Genomic DNA, 16,168 nt, shown 5'->3' on the forward strand with positions numbered 1-16,168 from the left:
GCTTCGGCCGGGGAGCCGGGTCGGCAGCGGACGGATTGGTGCTGGTCATCAGGGGGGAACTCCTACTCGGGCCCTCTCAGGCTAACCCGACAAAGCGGGATGTCTCACCCAAGGCTGACAGAGAGGGCCTCCTGCCAGTAGTGCTGGGCCTGCACACCGGTTGCTGCCCCGACCCGCCGCCGGAACCCGACGGCAATCCGGGCCGCCACCTCATCCGTGGCCGCGAGTTCAAGACCGCCCGTGACGAGGACGGCAACCACCTCTCGCGCGGCACCGAGCGTGCCCTGCCCTGGGTCGCCATCGCCCCCGTCGTCAACGCCATCCGGGTCCTGGAACGCATGGTCCCCGAGGGCCACCTGCTCTTCGACAGCCGCACCCACCACTTCGCCACCGTCCGGCCCGCAACCGGCTCCCTCGTCGCAGGAGCCATGGTCCGGCGGATCGAGGACTTCATCACCTGGGCCAACACCGAAGCCGCCCGCCACGGCCTCGCCCGTGAGGCCATCCCGCCCGACCCCCACGGCAGGGTTGCCAGCGCCCGCTTCCGCCGCACCCTGGCTTGTGCACGCCTGGTCACTGACCATCATGGGCGGTTGGGTGAACATCAGAGGCTCAGCCCGAGGAAAGTGAAGATTCCGAGGACCACGCTGGTGGCTATGGCGAACGCGCTTGCTGCTTGGACGATGCAGCCGGCGATGTTCTTGCCCGCCTTACGTGCGAGCCATCCGCCCAGGAGGGCCGCGATGACGCCGATCAAAAGCGCGATGCATACCAACGCCACCGCCATCTCGATGCTGCTGTTCATCAGACCCCTCCTGGTCTTGTCGGCCTAGTGATCAGTAGCGTCTCAACGGCATGCAGGGGAAAATAGTTAATCTGCTGCAGCGTCAGAAGGAGGTTTGCCGTGCATGCCTCGAACTGGCCTCAGCTTCGGATATTTCACCGGCAAATGTATGTCGATCTTGTCCGTGCGTATCTAGTCGACTACGGAACGCAAGAAGATCTTGCTCGGGCGCTCAACCTCTCGGCGCCCTATGTTTCCTATATCTTGAAGCCTCTTGAGGGGGACCTGGAGGGTGGTCGCGCATTTGCTTATTGGGAAGATGTCGACGATGCGACTCTGCTAGACATTAACGAAGCTCTGAAATACTTGAAGACGCCTGCTAAGGTCAGGGCGGAACAGATAGCCGATAGCCTCTGCTCGGATAGCGAAAGGCGCGAGGTTCTGCTTGAGCATATGAGGCTCGCCGCTGCGCGACACCCTCCGGGGGGTGTCGCGGTCAACCCGCTTGGTCGCGAGGAACTCGAAGCGACCATTAAGGCAATCGGTCAACTTCATTCCGTTGCGCTGTCGAGCCTAGACCCGGGCGACACCAAGAGGGCCTATTCTCAAGTGTGGGCATACGCGCGACAAGTCGTGGAACGTATCGATGCTACAGTTTTCCCTATTGAATTCGCTCAAGTCCTCATGTTCTTGCACGATGCGGCGTCGGTGCTGGGCCGCCATGACCTGGCCCTGCAGTCCGCCAGACGTGCACTCGTCGCCCTGGGCGGCAGCCGCACGCTGACAGGAGGTTCGAGAGACTACGCGATACGGTTCCGTCTGAATGCGCTACTGGCGGAAACCGTTACTCTTAATAATTTTGGACTGCGAGATGCCGCCATGGCAGTAGCGGAGCGGGCTCAAAACGTTCCCGGGTGCGCTTCCATGGAGCCAGAACACTGGCGGAGATCTTTCCTTGAAGAGCAGTTGAAATCGATGGCGGCAATGCCGAGATCCGCAATTTCTGAAGCGGAGAGGAAGGCGGACGAGGCGTGTTGCCTCGCGGGTGAGAGGACTCAGCAGCGGATCGGAACAGAGTCCAGATTGTTGGATCTTTACGTATCCCGCGGCAGTAAGGGAAATGCCCGAAGACTTGCTGAGCGCCTGGCCGGTGAGGACGAACATGGCTTGAGTCCCCTCTATGGCGTTAGGCTCTCTCGGGCGTTGGCTCGTTATTACAGTTCAAGATCTGAACCGCAGGCAGCAGTAGATGCTCTCTCTAGAGCACGTACCATTGCTCTGTCGGCTGACCTCAAGCATCAAACTGATGAAATCAACCGACAGGTCGATCTACTGACAAAGGCGGGCCGCCGAACAGGGCGACACCGCAACTTTGACCAACCCGGAACATGATCAGACTTTTAGCCTGGCCGCCTGATTTGACCAAGACCTATATGGTCCGCGGATGCTGAGACGAGGAGCCTGGTCAGTCCACTACAGCTCGCGGGATCTACCGCAGCCTGAGCCGCAGCCCTGGCACCTGCAGTTTTCCCCGGACGAGTGGGAGATGTGGCTCGATGACCTGGGCATTCCTGATGGCACGCCGTACCTGTTGTCGCCCCGCTTCGTCTACGACACGGACCTGAACTCTTACTTCCATCGGGTGAACCTCTTGGAGGGCCCGCTGAACAGTCAGATCAACCGGGCGTCGGCCCTCTGCAGGAAGCTGAACTTCCTGCATCAGAGCCGGGGCGGGAAGAACTGGCGGGACGCGACCGAGGCCGATCACACGGCCTACCACTACTGGCGACGCCTTGATCCCCGCGGGCCTCGGGTCGACGGGGACACATGGAGCCAAGAGGTCTCCCATCTGCAGCAGTTCTACGTCTACGCGAAGCGCAAGCAGTGGGTGTCGGAAGTGCCGGTCCCGCAGCGGCCACGACGCGACGGGAAGGCCGAGCAGAAGGGAAACAGGCACCGCTCGAGGCCGGTGGACACCGGGGAGACGGTGCCAGCGACTTACGCTCACGACACAGGTGGCGAGGTGATCGAGTGGCTTCCCGCACGGTCTTACCGACGATGGCGGGACGTGGGAGTCCTCGGCTATGACCGAGAGGGCCTGCCTCGGGACAACTTCCGCGGCCGGTGGGCGTCGCGCAACGGCACCTTCACTGACTCCACGGTCCGCACCGGCTGCCATGAAGCGCACTCCTGGGTGGAAGGGCTCAGCCGCCCAGGAGCGAGAGCAGCCGTTCCGCCTGACGCTCAGCTGTCCCTACGGGATTGCGCGCCTTCTCGGGGTCTTGAAGGGTGAGAAGGTGGAGCCACATGAGTGCCAGGAGGCGCCGGCACGCGAGAAGTCGTCGCTGTTCCGTTCTGCTCAGGTCGAAGAAGTCCAGGAAGAGCGGGACGGCGAAGTCGCTGTCGACCCAGGTGGAGACGTGCTCGGCGACTTTGGCGAGTTCGTACGCGCGGTCGCTGCGGCCGGAGTCTTCGAAGTCGACGATCCGGATCTGCGCCCCGTCCCAGAGGACGCGAGGTTGCCGTCGGCTTGTCCGAAGACGGACGCGTCAAGGGATGCCCGGACCGAGGCGAGTCCCGCCCGGTCGAGCCAGCGGATCCCTTCGGCGGCTGCCCGCCGGATCGCCGGTGGCAACTTGGCTCGTTGTACCTGCTCGCACCGTGTGCGGATGCCGAGGGTGGCCTGGTGCTCGTTCCACAGGCGTGGCGGAAGTTGTGCTGCCACTGAGCGGGGGATGGCTTCATGCATGCGCGTCAGCGCGGCGGCCAGGGCCTCCACCTGTGCGGTTGTCACCGATTGGCCACGCAGGGGGGTGCCCGGTAGACGCGACATGCTCACCACCGCAGCGGTGGCGGACAGGTCTGCCTCCAGCGGCGTCGGGAGCCAGGCCTGGTGCCCACTCCTCCAGCAGGGTGAGGGCCCGCCACTCCCGTTCGTGCTCGCCGTCGACCGTCGGGCGGAAGCGCTTGATCACGCGGTCGTTCAGGACGTCGACCCCGTGGGTGCCCCACTGGGCGGCCATGCGATGCGGACCCGGTGACTGGCTCATGCGGGCCAGCCGTCGCCGGTGAGGCCCTGGAGTCGTGCGACGGCGAGGGAAGCGGTGAGCAGCCCGGCCGGGTTGCCGCAGTCGAGGTACCGGCCGGTGAGCGAGTGGATCAGGATGTCGTGGTCGGCGGCGAGCGCGGCGACGGCGTCGGTGGCCTGGAGCTCGCCGTTGGCGGCCGGGCGTACGGCCAGGAAGTAGCCGATCGCGGCGACCGGGAGCAGGGTGCGGGAGACGTTGATGTAGGCGGTCGGCTCCCGGTAGTCGGCGGGGCGCTCGAGGAGGCCGGCCAGCAGCAGGTGCCCGCCGGGCGCGGTGCGGGGCTGGAGCAGGCCGTACTGGTGGGCGTCGGTGCCGGGCACGGTGGCGGCGGCCACCGCGCCGGCGGTTCCGGCGGTAGTGCGGGCGGCGACCAGGTCGGCGAGGTCGGAGCCGCCGTCGTCACGCAGCAGCAGGTCGTCGCCGGAGACCAGCAGGACATCGTCCTCCTGGCCGACCCAGTCGGCGGCGTAGATCAGCGGCAGGGCCGTGCCGTAGCTGCCGCTGGTGCGGGGCTGCTCGATGACGGTGATGTCGCCCGGGAAGGTAGCGGCGGGCTTGTACTTGTTCTGCCACCCGCGGGCGTCGAAGTACGCGCGCAGCTCGGGGTCGTCGGCCACGTAGTGGCGGATCTGGCGGGCGCCCTCGCCGGGCGGGGCGACGATGGCGATCCGCTGGGCGCCGGCCGCGATGCAGTCGGCCAGGGCGTAGTCAAGGACGGGCCGGTTGAGCACCGGGAGCATGCACTTGGTGATCGTCCTGGAGACGGGGAAGAGGCGGCTGCCGACGCCGGCAGCGGCGATGACGGCGGACAGGGACATGGCGATTCACCTCGCATTTGATCGGATGATCGTGCAGCAGAAGCAAATTGATGGTCACTCAGATCACACAGGTAGGCTGGCTGCTGCCTGGCACCACCGCGCACCCCGGGCACGGCGCAGCGCTGTCCGCTGGCCGCCGGGCGGCGCGGCCGATCACCGGCGCCGGGCCCAGCACTAGGGATCGGTGACCAGCATGACCACTGCCGTGGAGCAGGTGTCGGACTTCTACTGCCAGGAGGCCTTGACCGGGAACACCCCGGTCAAGGTGATCGAGGAGACGGATGACGTGCTCGCCTTCGAGCACACCCGGCCGTCGTACCCGGTGCACATCGTGGTGGTGCCGAAGCTGCACACGCCGTCGCTGGAAGACCTCGGTGAGGGCGGCGAGGAACTGCTGATGAAGGTGCTGCGGGTCGTGCGGTCGGTGGCCGCGAAGGTGCGCGAGGAGTACGGCGCGTGCTGCATCGTCACCAACCTGGGCGAGTACCAGGAGAGCAAGCACCAGCACTGGCACGTGCTGTTCCGGGGCGAGCTGCCCGAAGGCCACGTCTGAGCAGCCCGCCCTGGGAGAGTTCAGCGCCGTCGGCGCCGGCGCGGCCGGGCCAGGCCCAGGGTGCGCTCGGCGAGGTCGCGGGCGACCCGGTGGATCTGTTCCGGGTCGGGCTGCGGGCGGCGCCCGGACAGCTCGGGCAGCAGCTTCTCGCAGGCGACCAGCAGCGGCACGCCGTCGGCCAGCTCCTCGTCGGCAACGACCTGGCACACCGCGCGCCGGGCGTAGTCCCGGGCGTTGTCGAGCTGGTCGCCCCGGCTGACGGAGGCGGGCAGCGGCACCAGTACGGCGGGTTTGGCCAGGGCCTCCAGCTCGGCGAGGGTGGTCGCCCCGGCCCGGCCGATCACCAGGTCGGCCAGCCACAGGGCGTCCACCATCTCGTCGTGCAGGTACTCCAGCTGCCAGTACCCGGGCACGGCGGTGAGCGAGGGGTCGAGGTTGCCGCGCCCGGTGATGTGCACGACGGCGAAGCGGGCGGTCAACGCCGCCAGCTGGCGGCGGATCGCCTCGTTGATGCGGGTGCTGCCGCTGGAGCCGCAGAAGATGAGCAGCACCGGCAGGCCAGGCGGGATGCCGAGGCGGGTGCGCAGCCGCTCGGGCCGACCGTCGGCGAGGTCGTCGCGCAGCGGCAGGCCGGTGACCACGGCCTTGCTGTCCAACCAGGCCGGGAGGTTCTGGCCGGGCTCGGACAGGCACACCGTGCGGGCGAGGCGGGCCAGGATCCGGTTGGCCAGGCCAAGGGAGTGGTCGGACTCGTGGATCAGCAGCGGCACCCGGTTGAGCCAGGCCGCGATGCCGACCGGCACCGAGACGTAGGAGCCCTTGGAGAAGAGCGCGTCGGGACGCTCGCGGCGCATCGCCAGGTAGGCGGCGCCGATCCCGCGCAGCACGGTGAACGGCATGACGGCGTTCTTCCAGGAGCGGTAGCGCTGCATCCCGGCCGAGGGCACCGCGGCGAGCGGGATGCCGGCCTGCGCGGCGAGGTCCGCTTCGATGCTGCCGGCCCGGCCGAAGAACACCAGCTCGCCGACCCTGGCCCGGCGCAGCTCGGCCGCGACCGCCACGGCCGGGACGACGTGGCCCGCGCTGCCGCCGCCGGTAATTCCGACTTTTAAGGCTTCGGTCATCGGCACAGAATAGCAGAGGCTATTCGGCTTTCCGGACGAGCCGGGGTGTGATCTTGGCATTTCTGTGCTCCTGCTGTGTGGAGACGTTCGCCCGGCGAACTCTCTTGCTGTACAAGTCTTCTAGGACCTTCGCTGGTCCGTCAGTCGATGTCGTGCACGACGCGGAATCCGACATTTACATTTCGGTCCGTGGCGAAGGAGAAATGCCGGTTGTCGCAGCGCCCGTACCATTCCGGGTAGGAGAAAGACCCGCCATGGATCACCCGCCCGGCCGGGAGGACCCGGCCCTTCCAGTGCGAGGATTCCGGCCTGGCCGCCGGGCCCTGCGGGTCGTGCTCGACGTTCGCCTGCGGGTACGGGGCGTACCAGTCCGAGCACCATTGCCACAGCACGCCGTTCAGCGCGTGCAGTCCAAGCGGGTTCGGTTTGGCGTCGCTCGCCTGCCAGCTGGCCAGGAACGCCCCCGGCCACTGACGTCCTTCATGGGTGCGCCGGGGCACGCGCGACTGGGCGCACTCCAGCTTGCAGGAGCAGGCGGCGCGGGTGGCGTACTCGTACTCCGCCTCGGTCGGCAGCCGGTACCGGCGCCCGTCGCGCTCGGACAGCCAGGCGATGAAGCCGAGCGCGTCGTTGAAGGAGACGCCGACCACCGGGTGGTCATCGCCGTGGATGTTGGCCTGGGAGAAGAGCGGGCCGGGCCGCCAGTCGCCGTCCCAGATCTCCAGGACCGGGTCGAAGCCAGAGCCGATTGCCTCCAGGTAGGTGCGGTACTGCCCGTAGGTGACCGGGCGCTCCTGCCAGGCGACGGTCTTGGTGATGTGGACGGTCTGGAACCGGTCGTCCTCTAGGCGGCGGTGGAAGCTGCCGGGCGGCACGGTCACGAGGGTGAGCACCGGGACTCCTTCGGGGTCGGGCGGTGGCCGGCCCGCGACGAGCCGCGGGCCGGCAGCGCGGCGGGGGTCAGGCCAGGGCGGCGGAGGCGACCTTGTCGGTCAGGTCGGCCAGCTGCCCGGCGGTGTAAGCGATGTCGTACCGGCGCGCGTTGTCCAGCCCGGCGCGGACCAGGGCGCCTCGCCAGTGCGCGTCGCGGGCCAACTCGTCCAGCGCGGCGGCCAGGCTGACCGGGTCACCCGCCGTGTAGGTGGTGCCGGCCTGGCCCAGGGTCTCGGCCAAGCCGGCCACGTTGGAGTAGGCGACCGGCAGGCCGTGGGCCTGCGCCTCGATCGCCACCAGGCCGAAGGCCTCCAGGCCGGAGGTGGTGAACACGAAGGCGTCGAACTCGTCGAACCGGCGCCACAGCTCCTGGCGGGGCATGAACGGCACGAACCTGACCCGGTCTTGGACGCCGAGGTGCTGGGCCCGCTCGCGCAGCGCCTCCTCCTCCGGGCCGCTGCCGATGATGGTCAGCCGGTGCCGCTGGCCGGCCACCGCGAGGGCCTCGATGGCGGTGACGGTGTTCTTGTTGGTGTCGAGCCGACCGGCGTGCAGCAGGTTCAGTGGGCCGGCCACGGTCTCCTGCGGGCGGTGGCGCACCAGCGCCTGGCCGAGCGGGATGCCCCACGGGATGATCGTCAGCCGATCGCTGTACCGGTGGTCGGTGAGCTTGTCGATGTGGTCGGCAAGGGTCGCGTTCGGCGCGACCACGGCGGCGCTGCCCGCGATGACCTCGGTCAGCGCCTGGCGGGCCTGCTCGGACTCGTCGGCGGCGATCACGTCGGTGCCGTGCGCGATGGAGATCACCGGCACCCGGTCGGCCGCGCGCACCAGCGCCGGGGCGAGGCCGAATCCGAGGTGCTGGGCGTGGATCACGTGCGGCTCGTGCTGCCGGACCAGCTCGCGGACCTCAGCGGTCAGCTCGTCGACGTAGCGGCCGTAGTCCGGGCCGTAGGACCGCTTCGCCGTGTCCAGCGCGATCAGGCGGTCGAAGGAGTGCCAACCGTTTTCGATCGGCCGCATGCCGAGGAAGGTGCTGTGAACGCGGTCCGCCATCGCGGCGTAGGTGTCGTCCACGAGGATCATGCTGCCGCAGGAGGGGGCGACCGGCAGGTCGATGCCGGTGAGCACCCGGGTTCGGGTCATGCTGGCACTCCGTCCAACTCGTTCTGGTAGGTGGTGAATCCGTCGGTGAGCAGGGTCCGCAGGCCGGCCCAGCCGAGGTTGCAGGCGGCGTCGGCGACGGACAGCGCCGGAGTGAAGGGCCGGCGGGGCCAGGTCTGCGGGTAGATGGGGTGGCGCGGGTAGTACTCGTTCCACAGGACCCGGATCCCCGCGGCGCCCACCGCGGCGGTGTCCAGGTAGCCGCGGGTGCCGGAGCCGGCCCACAGCGTCTGCTCGCCGGTGTGCTCGCAGACCGCGACGATCCGCTCGATCCGGCCGCTGGCCGGCAGCGGCATGGTGGAGCTGCGCAGCAGGCGGCCGGTCGCGCCCAGCGCGTCGTGGATGCGGGTGAGCAGGTCGGCGTTGAGGTCGGCGAGCAGCTGGTGGCCGGCCTCCAGCGCCGGGGTGATGGTCGCCATGGTCTCGGCGTAGAAGGGGGTGCGGCTGTAGGCCATGGCCAGGGTGCGCAGCAGCGTGTCGGCGTCGAAGTTCGCGGCGATCCGCGCCTGCTCGATTCGCTGGCCGTGCTGCTTGACGACCGGCACGGTGAGCCACTGGATGCCGGACTTGGTGCGGATCTTGTTGCGGTTCTGCCAGCCGCCGTCCTCGAACTGGACGTCGTCGTAGAGCACGACGGTGTCGCACGCCAGCAGGGCCTCGCAGAAGGCGAGCCAGGGCAGGAAGGCGGGCTGCTCGATGTAGATCACGGTCGCTCCGGTTGGCCGAGCAGCAGGAGGGCGGGGACCAGGCCTTCGAAGCAGCGGCCGTCGGCGGCCGGCTCGGGGAGCAGCCGGTAGCCGGCCTCGGCCGCGCGGTGCCGGGTGAACTCCTCGCCCAGGTAGTACCGGCCGGCCTGGGACTGGTGCCGGGCCAGCGCCTTGACCTTGTCGTCCACGTAGGCGGTGATGTCCACCAGCACAGTCGGCGCCACGTGGCTGTGCGCGTTGTGCGGCTGGCCGTGCAGCACGGTGGTGCAGCCGGGCACGCGCACGGCGGCGTTCACCGCGGCCCGCGCCACGGCGTGGTGGTCCTGGTGGTCGTTGCCCTCGTGCACGGCGTGGGTGAGCAGCACCGTGCACCCCAGGCGGACGAGCGCGGTCTCGACGGCGGAGACCAGCTGCCGGTCGGCGCGCAGCGCGCCGTCCTCCAGCTCCAGACACTCGAAGCCAATACCGGTGCCCTCATAGGAGGCCGCGGACTCAGCCGGCCGATCGCCGCGCTCCAGCCGCGCGCCTACGGCCTGGTCCGCGAGGGAGACGCCGCCGGCGCCGTGGGTGGCGACCACCACGCTCACCTCGGCCCCGGCATCGTGCCAGGCCCGCAGGGTGCCGTAGAACATCAGCTCTGCGTCGTCCGGGTGGGCGACCACCGCGACGACCCTGTCCTGGGCGGACATGAGGGCGGGCATCAGGAGGCCTGCTCGAAATCGCGCCACACCTTGGAGGGCATCGGCAGGGTAGAGCCCTGGTACTTGCCGGTGTACGGCTCGATCACGCCGAGCGGGCGCCACCACGTGACCTGGCCGATCCGCATGCCCGGGTAGATCTTCACGGGCTGAACGGCGTGCAGCTGGAGCGTCCAGCGGTTGATCGAGCCGATGTCGATCAGGTCGGCCGTGCAGTTGATGAACAGGCCGAGGCGGGCGACGCTGCTGCGGGCACGGATGATCGGCACGAACAGGTGGCTGCCCATGGTCTCGGCGGTGGAGACCAGGTAGATCCGGTCCGGCTCCAGGACCATACCCTCGTCGGGGATCACGGCCCGCTCGTACGGGTTGTCGATCTTGCAGTCGAGGACGTCGCCGGTGTACCAGGCGATGTCCGCCGAGAGGTGGAAGTCGTAGCTGTTGGGGCTGACGCAGTCGGGGTCGAACGGGGAGATGGTGATCTCCTCCGCCTTGACGCGGTGCTCGATCTCGCGGCCGGTGAGGATCATGCGGCGACCTCCAGGGTGCGGTGTCCGGCGGCGGCCGCCGGGTTGCAGGGGACCGGCTCGCTGACGCGGCCGTAGAAGCCCTGGTAGGGCAGGCGTTGGCCCTCGGGCGCCCAGAACGAGAACTGGCCGATCTTCATCCCGGCGTAGACGCGCAGCGGCTGAACGGCGACCATCTCCAGCGTCCAGCGGTGGCAGGCGCCGAGCTGACCGAGGTCGGCGGTCACCTGGAGGAACAGGCCGAGCCTTCCGAGGGAGCTGCGCCCGATGAGGCTGGGCACGTACTGGCGCGAGCCCACGGTCTCGACGGTGGCGCCGAGGTAGAGCGTGCCGGGCTGGAGCACGTACCCGTCCTCGGGGATGGTGACCTCGGCGACTGGGGTGTCCACCCGGGCGTCGATCACGGCGGCGGAGCTGAACTTGAGCGTCGGGCCGAGTCGGTAGTTGTAGGAGTTAGGGTTGAGCATCTCCGGGTCGAACGGGTCGATGGTGATCTCGCCCCGGGCGACGGCGGCGGAGATGGCGGCGCCGGTGAGGATCATCGGGTGCCCGCCTCTCCGACGTAGGCCTGCTGCAGCAGCCGGCGCTCGCCGTCGGCGATGTCGCCCTGCCCGTCGCCGAGCGGCATCCGGCCATGGGCGTAGCGCTGCTGGTCCCAGATCAGCAGCTGCCCGGGGCGCAGCCGCACGGTGGTGCGCTGGGCGTAGACGGCGGCCACCAGGCGGCCGAACGCCCCAGCGGCCTGGTCGGCCGACAGCAGCGTGGTGTCGATCAGCTCGGCCTTGTCCAGGTGGGGGCCCATCTTGCTGGTGAAGCGGACGGGGAAGCCCCACTCCAGATGCTCCGGGACGATGGGGAAGCGCTCCAGGCTCTCGCCGACGCCGTGCACGCCCTCGTCGGCCCAGTACGAGTAGGCCCGGCACTTGAGGATCTCGCGATCGGCGCTGGCGAGGGAGTCGACGGCGGCCCACATGTCCGCCAGCGCGGAGGCGCCGCCCCCGGCCGGGTCGTCGCGCACGCAGTACAGGGCGATGATCCGGGGCGTCAGGTCGCGCTCGACCATGTCGATGTGGAGCTTGTTCTCCCCGATGCCGTGGGTGCGGCCCGGGTCGGCGTCGGTGCGCACCGACAGGTCGCTCCAGGGGCCCAGGTGCGGGTAGACCGCGAGCACGGTGCCCAGCGAGGAGAGGAGCGCGAGGGCGCGGTCCTGGTTGCGGCGGTGCGCAGTCGGGTCGTCGAAGGTGACCAGCGCCCTACCGTGGCCCCGGGTGGCGAACGCCTCGGCGAAGGTGCGGTGCGCCGTGGGGCCGGCGAGCAGGTCGCCGGCGGGCAGTTCCAGCAGGTCACTCATGGGTGCCTCCGAACAGATCGGTGATGGTGGAGCGGATGGTGTGCGGGTGGACCGGCGCGGCGGGAATGCCCAGTCGGCCTGCCAGATAGGTGGTGGTGACGACGCTGCCCCGGTCGAGGCCGCCGGTGGCGAGCACCGGCTCCTCCCCGTACTGCAGGGCGCGGCGCTCCAGGTCTGTGAACAGGTGCCGGCCTTCCAGGCGCACGAGCGGTCCGTCGAAGGGGGCGGCGTCGGCCAGCGCGCGCCGGGTCACTGCGGCGGGCAGGCCGGTGCGCAGGGTGGGCCAGGTTGAGGAGGAAGGCGTCCGCACGGGTGGCGGTGCGGGCGCGCTCGCAGAGGCGGTGGGCCAGCTCGGTGCGGTCGCCGATCGGCTCGGGCAGGGTGCCGAGCACGGTGTCGCCCCAGGCCCGGAACGGTGTGAGCGCGTGGCTGCCGGGGCCGGCGGCGCTGGCCGGGCCGCGGTGGTGTTCGACGGTGAACGAGGTGGTGCCGTCGCCGCGCAGGCCGATCCGCAGCAGGCCCGCGCCCAGCTCGGGGGCCTTGACGACGTGGCGGCCGCCGTCGGACCACTGGTAGTAGGAGCAGTGGCAGTGGCCGGCCACGATGGTGTCGAACGGGCTCTCGCCGCTGGTCTGGAAGGCGATGTCGCGCTCCAGGCCGGTGTGGCTGACGCCGATCACCACGTCGGCTCCGGCCACGCGCAGCCGGGTGTGCTCGGCGGCCAGCAGCGCGGGGGTGGGCTCCTTGAAGGTGAAGCCGGCCCGTTCCTCGGCGGGGACCGCGGTGAAGGCCTGGGCGCCGATGAACCCGACGACGCCGACCCGCGGGCCGCGCTCGGGCAGCAGCAGCCCCGGCTCCCAGCGGCCCGGGAAGCTGTCGGGCGGGATGACGTTGGCGCACACGACGGGCGGGTAGCGCTTGGGCTCGCGCAGGCGCTGCAGGTCGGCGAAGTCGTGGTTGCCGGGAACCATCGCGTGGAAGAGCCCGGCGGCGATCTCCTCCTCGTAGCGTCCCTGGGAGAACTCGTGGAAGGCGTTGCCGCCGTAGAAGTCGCCGGCGTCGACCAGGAGGGAGCCCGTGTCCCGCAGCCGGGCGAGCGCTTCGAGGGTGGCCAGGCCGTCGGGGACGGAGGAGTGGAAGTCGGTCGTCGCGACCAGCGTGGTGGCCACATCCGGGGTTTCCGTGAGCATACGTCCGCCTTTGTCTGAATGTGTGGGACGCCTGTGGTGGGTGAGGGGCCGACGCGGCGGCCGGTCGGGGTGGCTGTCTCCCGATCCGGCCCGGTGGCCCTCGTCGTAGAACTACGCTACGAGCCAAGGAATTTGATGAGGACTCACCCGCAGTACGGGTTTCTGGCCAGCCTCCACCGGGTGGACTCCGCAGCCAGACCGACCGGTGGCACACCAGGCCGTCGGGCACCCGCGCTCGGGGTGCGCCCGTTCACCTTGGCCGTGATCGAGGAGGAGTCGAAATGGCGGTCCGTGACCGAAGCCGGGCAGAGGTCGGCGTGGTGTCCGGGTACCTGCTGCGGCTGGTCCGCGAGAGCATCCCGCGCACCCAGGTCCGCCTGGCTGAGGACGTCGGCGTCGACCTCGGCACCGTCCAGGGCTGGGAGTCCGGGCGCCGTCCGCTGGCCAACACCCGCGCCGCGGACCTCCTGCAGCTGCGCCGACGCGTAGTCCTTCTCGGTGCCGATACCGAGCTGCTCTCGCTTCTGGACTGTGCGATGGACGCGGACCGCATCCTCACTGCGGTCCTGCGCCCGCCTTCCGACCCGAGCGACCACCCGCTGGCGGGCTGGGTGCAGTCCCGCGAGACCGCCCACCTGATCGCCTGGGCTGTGCGCGGTATCACTCCGCCCGCCGTGAGCGGCCGGGCGGCCGGCCCGCGGCGCGGCCCCACTCCTACCGGCCCGCAGCTCGGGGCAGCCGACCGGGCCGCCTTCTTCGCGCACCTGCGCCAGGTCGCCGAGAGCGCCGAGACCGCGGGCGAGCGCGCGCTGCTGCTGCGCCGCCAAGCTCTCTACCTGGCTAGCTACGACCCCGCCCCCGACGCCGGCGACTGGGCCGAGCAGGCGCTGCGCACCATGCGCCCGGCCCTGGCCCTGCGCGGCTACACGCCCCGGTGGATCGAGGCGCGCACCGCCGCCACCGTCGCCGCCCGTCAGGGTGACCCCGAGCCGCTGAGGGACTTCGTCGCCACCGCCCTGGCCGACGACCAGCACGGTGAACTCGCCAATTTGGCGTACTGGGCGTACTGGCTGGGAGCCATGCCGACCGACCAGCCCGACGACGGCTTCATGCACGCCCCCACGCCGGCCCAGTGGAATCCGCTCGCCCTCTTCCGCGGCCTGGTCGGCTCGCTCCACGACGCGCCCGGCACCGTGGACCTGTACGTCCACTCCGTCACGACCCTGATCGACCTGCACCCCTGGCTGCCGCTGGCCGACCCCGAGAGCGCGCGCGCCTTCGACCTCCGCGCCACCCAACTGCTCGACGGGCGGCTCGTCTCCGCGGCATCCCGCCACGATCTGGAGTCGGTCCACTACCGTCTCCAGAAGACGAACTGACGAGGCACCAGGAGGCCAACGGTGAGCGAGCACCCCCGTGTCGACGACGAAGCGGCCGGCACCGCAGCCCTGATCTTCGAAGACGGCACCCTGCGCGACCTGCCGCGTACCGGCTGGCGCTACGACGGCATCAGCCACGCTGAGACCGTCGCCGAGCACAGCCACCGCACCGCCTTCATCGGCATCCTGCTCGCCGCGATGGAAGGCGCCGACCCCGCCCGCACCGCCATGCTCTGCGTTCTCCACGACTTCCACGAAGCGCGCACCGGGGACCTCACCCCGATCAGCCGCCGCTACGTCACCGCCGCCGACCCGGGCGAGGTGACGGCCGACCAAGTGGCCGCCGCCCACCCCGCCGTCCAGGACGCCGTCATCGGCGCCGTCACCGAGTTCGAGGCCGACCAGACCCTGGAGGCCCGCTGCGCCCACGACGCGGACAAGCTGGACTGCCTGATCCGGGCCCGGGAGTACCAGGCCGTCGGGTTCCCCACGCAGGGCAAGATCGACCGGTGCCGGGCTGCCCTGACAACCGACTCCGCCGAGCGCCTGGCGAACGCCGCGGTGACGATGGACCCGGCCCAGTGGCAGAGCAGCCTTCGCAGGGCGGCGGCCGCGCTGCGGTGAACAAGTGGACGAGCGTGCTCGGTAGGGAAGAGCAGCGCGCGTCGCACCGCGATGGGGGCCGGCCATCGCGAACGCCGCGGTACGGGTGACGGAGCCGTCCTGGGGGAGGACACCGCAGCCAGTCATGCGCGACCACCCGGGCCGTCGTACGAGCAGGCCATCCAGGGCAGACCCGCCAACGAAGTGCGCGGTGGTCATGAACACGCCGTCGTCCTGCCGTGCCGAGGACAGGACCCACAGTGCGCGGTCGCGGGGGTGTCGCCGGCCAAGCGGGCCGCGGCGCCGCCGTGCCGTGACACCACACTGCTGGAGTTCGCTCACCGTCGCCGTGGCCAGCGCGGTCCTCTCGGGTGGGTCAATTCGGGTGAATCGCACCAGAAGCATCATATCGTCCTCAGCTCAAGGTGAAGATCAGGACCGCCGGTCGGCAAGGGCCTCCGGGCACCGCACGGGCGGGGCGTACCGGGGCACCGCCGCTCGGCACGGCCGGTGAAGGGGAGACTGCGGCAACTTGAATCCGCGCCGACGAACGAGCCCTACCGCGCCGCTCCGTTAGCTGATACATAGTCAACGCCGTTGGCGGCGCGCGCTCTGGTGCCGCAACCGAGGGCTGGAACCCTGTCCTTCCCTCCTTCTTCCTACGTCTTTCCTTAACCCCCCTACCCCCACGGCTACGCCGCAGGGGAGTCCTCGGCAGACCCGGTCCCGCGGCGCTGCCCACTCCCGCACACGGGTGCTCGGCCAGCTGGAACACCAACCGCGCGAACCCGGCCGTCAACGGCCCAAGGACCGCCCGCTCAACATGAGGGGCTGATCAGCTCAGGACACGACTCGGCCGGGCGCCAGGGTGGAGGCGAGAGCCACGGGACGCTGCCGTAAACGACAAGGCCGACGCCCGCCCCTCGTGGACCGCTTTTCCGCCCAGTGGGCCCCCGCCGCTCGCACTTTCGTCGGCTTCGGCAGAGGTGATGCACAAGTGGCGCGAGTCCAGCGGGAACAGTTCGCCTGTACCGGCCACCTTGACGCTTGCGCCACAGAGCTGACGGTGTGGGCGGTCAACCGCGCCGTTTCCGCCTTCGAACAGCACCTCCGCTCGGTACCGGCTCGTGGCCCTGTGGACGGCAGAGCGTGCTCCGGAGCAGGTCCTCAGGCACGTCCGGGTCGGCACCTGCGGCATGCACGGCGAGCCGGCTCGACGCCATCAGGTCCTAGACGAGTCTTTCCGAA

Annotated in this window: 14 protein-coding genes and 1 pseudogene; 5 read left to right on the forward strand and 10 right to left on the reverse strand. The window is 69.9% G+C overall.

Features of this window, described 5'->3' with window-relative positions; translation table 11 throughout:
- A pseudogene (locus KV557_RS37625) lies at positions 1–833 on the forward strand (hypothetical protein); the annotation flags it as partial.
- A 71-nt stretch (positions 834–904) separates the two neighbouring features.
- The gene (locus KV557_RS37630) at positions 905–2,176 is read left to right on the forward strand and encodes a hypothetical protein (protein WP_218206114.1); all 1,272 of its coding nucleotides are present in this window, start codon (positions 905–907) and stop codon (positions 2,174–2,176) included.
- A 1,654-nt stretch (positions 2,177–3,830) separates the two neighbouring features.
- Here KV557_RS37630 and KV557_RS37635 read toward each other — a convergent pair.
- Positions 3,831–4,691, reverse strand: a complete 861-nt coding sequence (locus KV557_RS37635; protein ID WP_218206115.1) for a sugar phosphate nucleotidyltransferase — start codon at positions 4,689–4,691, stop codon at positions 3,831–3,833.
- Between the two features lie 193 nt (positions 4,692–4,884).
- On the opposite strand from KV557_RS37635, the gene KV557_RS37640 reads away from it, so the two are divergent.
- Positions 4,885–5,244: an HIT domain-containing protein gene (locus KV557_RS37640; RefSeq protein WP_218206116.1), complete on the forward strand. Its 360-nt coding sequence runs from the start codon at positions 4,885–4,887 to the stop codon at positions 5,242–5,244.
- Positions 5,245–5,264: 20 nt separating this feature from the next.
- On the opposite strand, the gene KV557_RS37645 is transcribed toward KV557_RS37640, so the two are convergent.
- From KV557_RS37645 to KV557_RS37685, 9 genes are all read right to left on the reverse strand, one after another.
- On the reverse strand, positions 5,265–6,368 hold the full coding sequence (locus tag KV557_RS37645) for a UDP-N-acetylglucosamine--N-acetylmuramyl-(pentapeptide) pyrophosphoryl-undecaprenol N-acetylglucosamine transferase (protein WP_218206117.1): 1,104 nt from the start codon (positions 6,366–6,368) through the stop codon (positions 5,265–5,267).
- A 140-nt stretch (positions 6,369–6,508) separates the two neighbouring features.
- A complete protein-coding gene (locus KV557_RS37650; RefSeq protein ID WP_218206118.1) occupies positions 6,509–7,261 on the reverse strand; it encodes a formylglycine-generating enzyme family protein in 753 nt (250 codons plus the stop codon).
- Positions 7,262–7,328: 67 nt separating this feature from the next.
- Complete coding sequence (locus tag KV557_RS37655) at positions 7,329–8,447, reverse strand: glycosyltransferase family 4 protein (protein WP_218206119.1); 1,119 nt, start codon at positions 8,445–8,447, stop codon at positions 7,329–7,331.
- Positions 8,444–9,172 carry a WbqC family protein gene (locus KV557_RS37660; RefSeq protein WP_218206120.1) on the reverse strand — a complete coding sequence of 243 codons (729 nt, stop codon included), beginning with the start codon at positions 9,170–9,172 and terminating at the stop codon, positions 8,444–8,446. Before KV557_RS37660 ends, KV557_RS37655 begins: the two co-directional genes overlap by 4 nt.
- Positions 9,169–9,861 carry a PIG-L deacetylase family protein gene (locus tag KV557_RS37665; RefSeq protein WP_256178541.1) on the reverse strand — a complete coding sequence of 231 codons (693 nt, stop codon included), beginning with the start codon at positions 9,859–9,861 and terminating at the stop codon, positions 9,169–9,171. Before KV557_RS37665 ends, KV557_RS37660 begins: the two co-directional genes overlap by 4 nt.
- A gap of 11 nt (positions 9,862–9,872) precedes the next feature.
- Entirely contained in the window at positions 9,873–10,400 is a 528-nt protein-coding gene (locus KV557_RS37670; protein WP_218206122.1) for a dCTP deaminase, read from the reverse strand.
- A complete protein-coding gene (locus KV557_RS37675) occupies positions 10,397–10,939 on the reverse strand; it encodes a dCTP deaminase (RefSeq protein WP_218206123.1) in 543 nt (180 codons plus the stop codon). The genes KV557_RS37670 and KV557_RS37675 overlap by 4 nt, the downstream gene beginning before the upstream one ends.
- Positions 10,936–11,748, reverse strand: coding sequence for a TauD/TfdA family dioxygenase (locus tag KV557_RS37680; protein ID WP_218206124.1), 813 nt, complete (start codon positions 11,746–11,748; stop codon positions 10,936–10,938). Before KV557_RS37680 ends, KV557_RS37675 begins: the two co-directional genes overlap by 4 nt.
- Positions 11,745–12,938 carry a metallophosphoesterase gene (locus KV557_RS37685; RefSeq protein ID WP_218206125.1) on the reverse strand — a complete coding sequence of 398 codons (1,194 nt, stop codon included), beginning with the start codon at positions 12,936–12,938 and terminating at the stop codon, positions 11,745–11,747. Before KV557_RS37685 ends, KV557_RS37680 begins: the two co-directional genes overlap by 4 nt.
- A 281-nt stretch (positions 12,939–13,219) precedes the next feature.
- On the opposite strand from KV557_RS37685, the gene KV557_RS37690 reads away from it, so the two are divergent.
- Both KV557_RS37690 and KV557_RS37695 read left to right on the forward strand, forming a co-directional pair.
- Complete coding sequence (locus KV557_RS37690; RefSeq protein WP_218206126.1) at positions 13,220–14,317, forward strand: helix-turn-helix domain-containing protein; 1,098 nt, start codon at positions 13,220–13,222, stop codon at positions 14,315–14,317.
- Between the two features lie 21 nt (positions 14,318–14,338).
- Positions 14,339–14,941, forward strand: a complete 603-nt coding sequence (locus KV557_RS37695) for an HD domain-containing protein (RefSeq protein ID WP_218206127.1) — start codon at positions 14,339–14,341, stop codon at positions 14,939–14,941.
- The last annotated feature ends 1,227 nt before the right edge of the window (positions 14,942–16,168 follow it).

Source organism: Kitasatospora aureofaciens, from assembly GCF_019192735.1.
GTDB classification, from domain to species: Bacteria; Actinomycetota; Actinomycetes; order Streptomycetales; family Streptomycetaceae; genus Kitasatospora; species Kitasatospora aureofaciens_A.

Bases quoted from the DNA above. Each gene is read 5' to 3' on its own strand.
- KV557_RS37635 (WP_218206115.1), bottom strand. From the start codon at position 4,691: ATGTCCCTGTCCGCCGTCATCGCCGCTGCCGGCGTCGGCAGCCGCCTC.
- KV557_RS37640 (WP_218206116.1), top strand. From the start codon at position 4,885: ATGACCACTGCCGTGGAGCAGGTGTCGGACTTCTACTGCCAGGAGGCC.
- KV557_RS37645 (WP_218206117.1), bottom strand. From the start codon at position 6,368: ATGACCGAAGCCTTAAAAGTCGGAATTACCGGCGGCGGCAGCGCGGGC.
- KV557_RS37655 (WP_218206119.1), bottom strand. From the start codon at position 8,447: ATGACCCGAACCCGGGTGCTCACCGGCATCGACCTGCCGGTCGCCCCC.
- KV557_RS37665 (WP_256178541.1), bottom strand. From the start codon at position 9,861: ATGTCCGCCCAGGACAGGGTCGTCGCGGTGGTCGCCCACCCGGACGAC.
- KV557_RS37670 (WP_218206122.1), bottom strand. From the start codon at position 10,400: ATGATCCTCACCGGCCGCGAGATCGAGCACCGCGTCAAGGCGGAGGAG.
- KV557_RS37675 (WP_218206123.1), bottom strand. From the start codon at position 10,939: ATGATCCTCACCGGCGCCGCCATCTCCGCCGCCGTCGCCCGGGGCGAG.
- KV557_RS37680 (WP_218206124.1), bottom strand. From the start codon at position 11,748: ATGAGTGACCTGCTGGAACTGCCCGCCGGCGACCTGCTCGCCGGCCCC.
- KV557_RS37685 (WP_218206125.1), bottom strand. From the start codon at position 12,938: ATGCTCACGGAAACCCCGGATGTGGCCACCACGCTGGTCGCGACGACC.
- KV557_RS37690 (WP_218206126.1), top strand. From the start codon at position 13,220: ATGGCGGTCCGTGACCGAAGCCGGGCAGAGGTCGGCGTGGTGTCCGGG.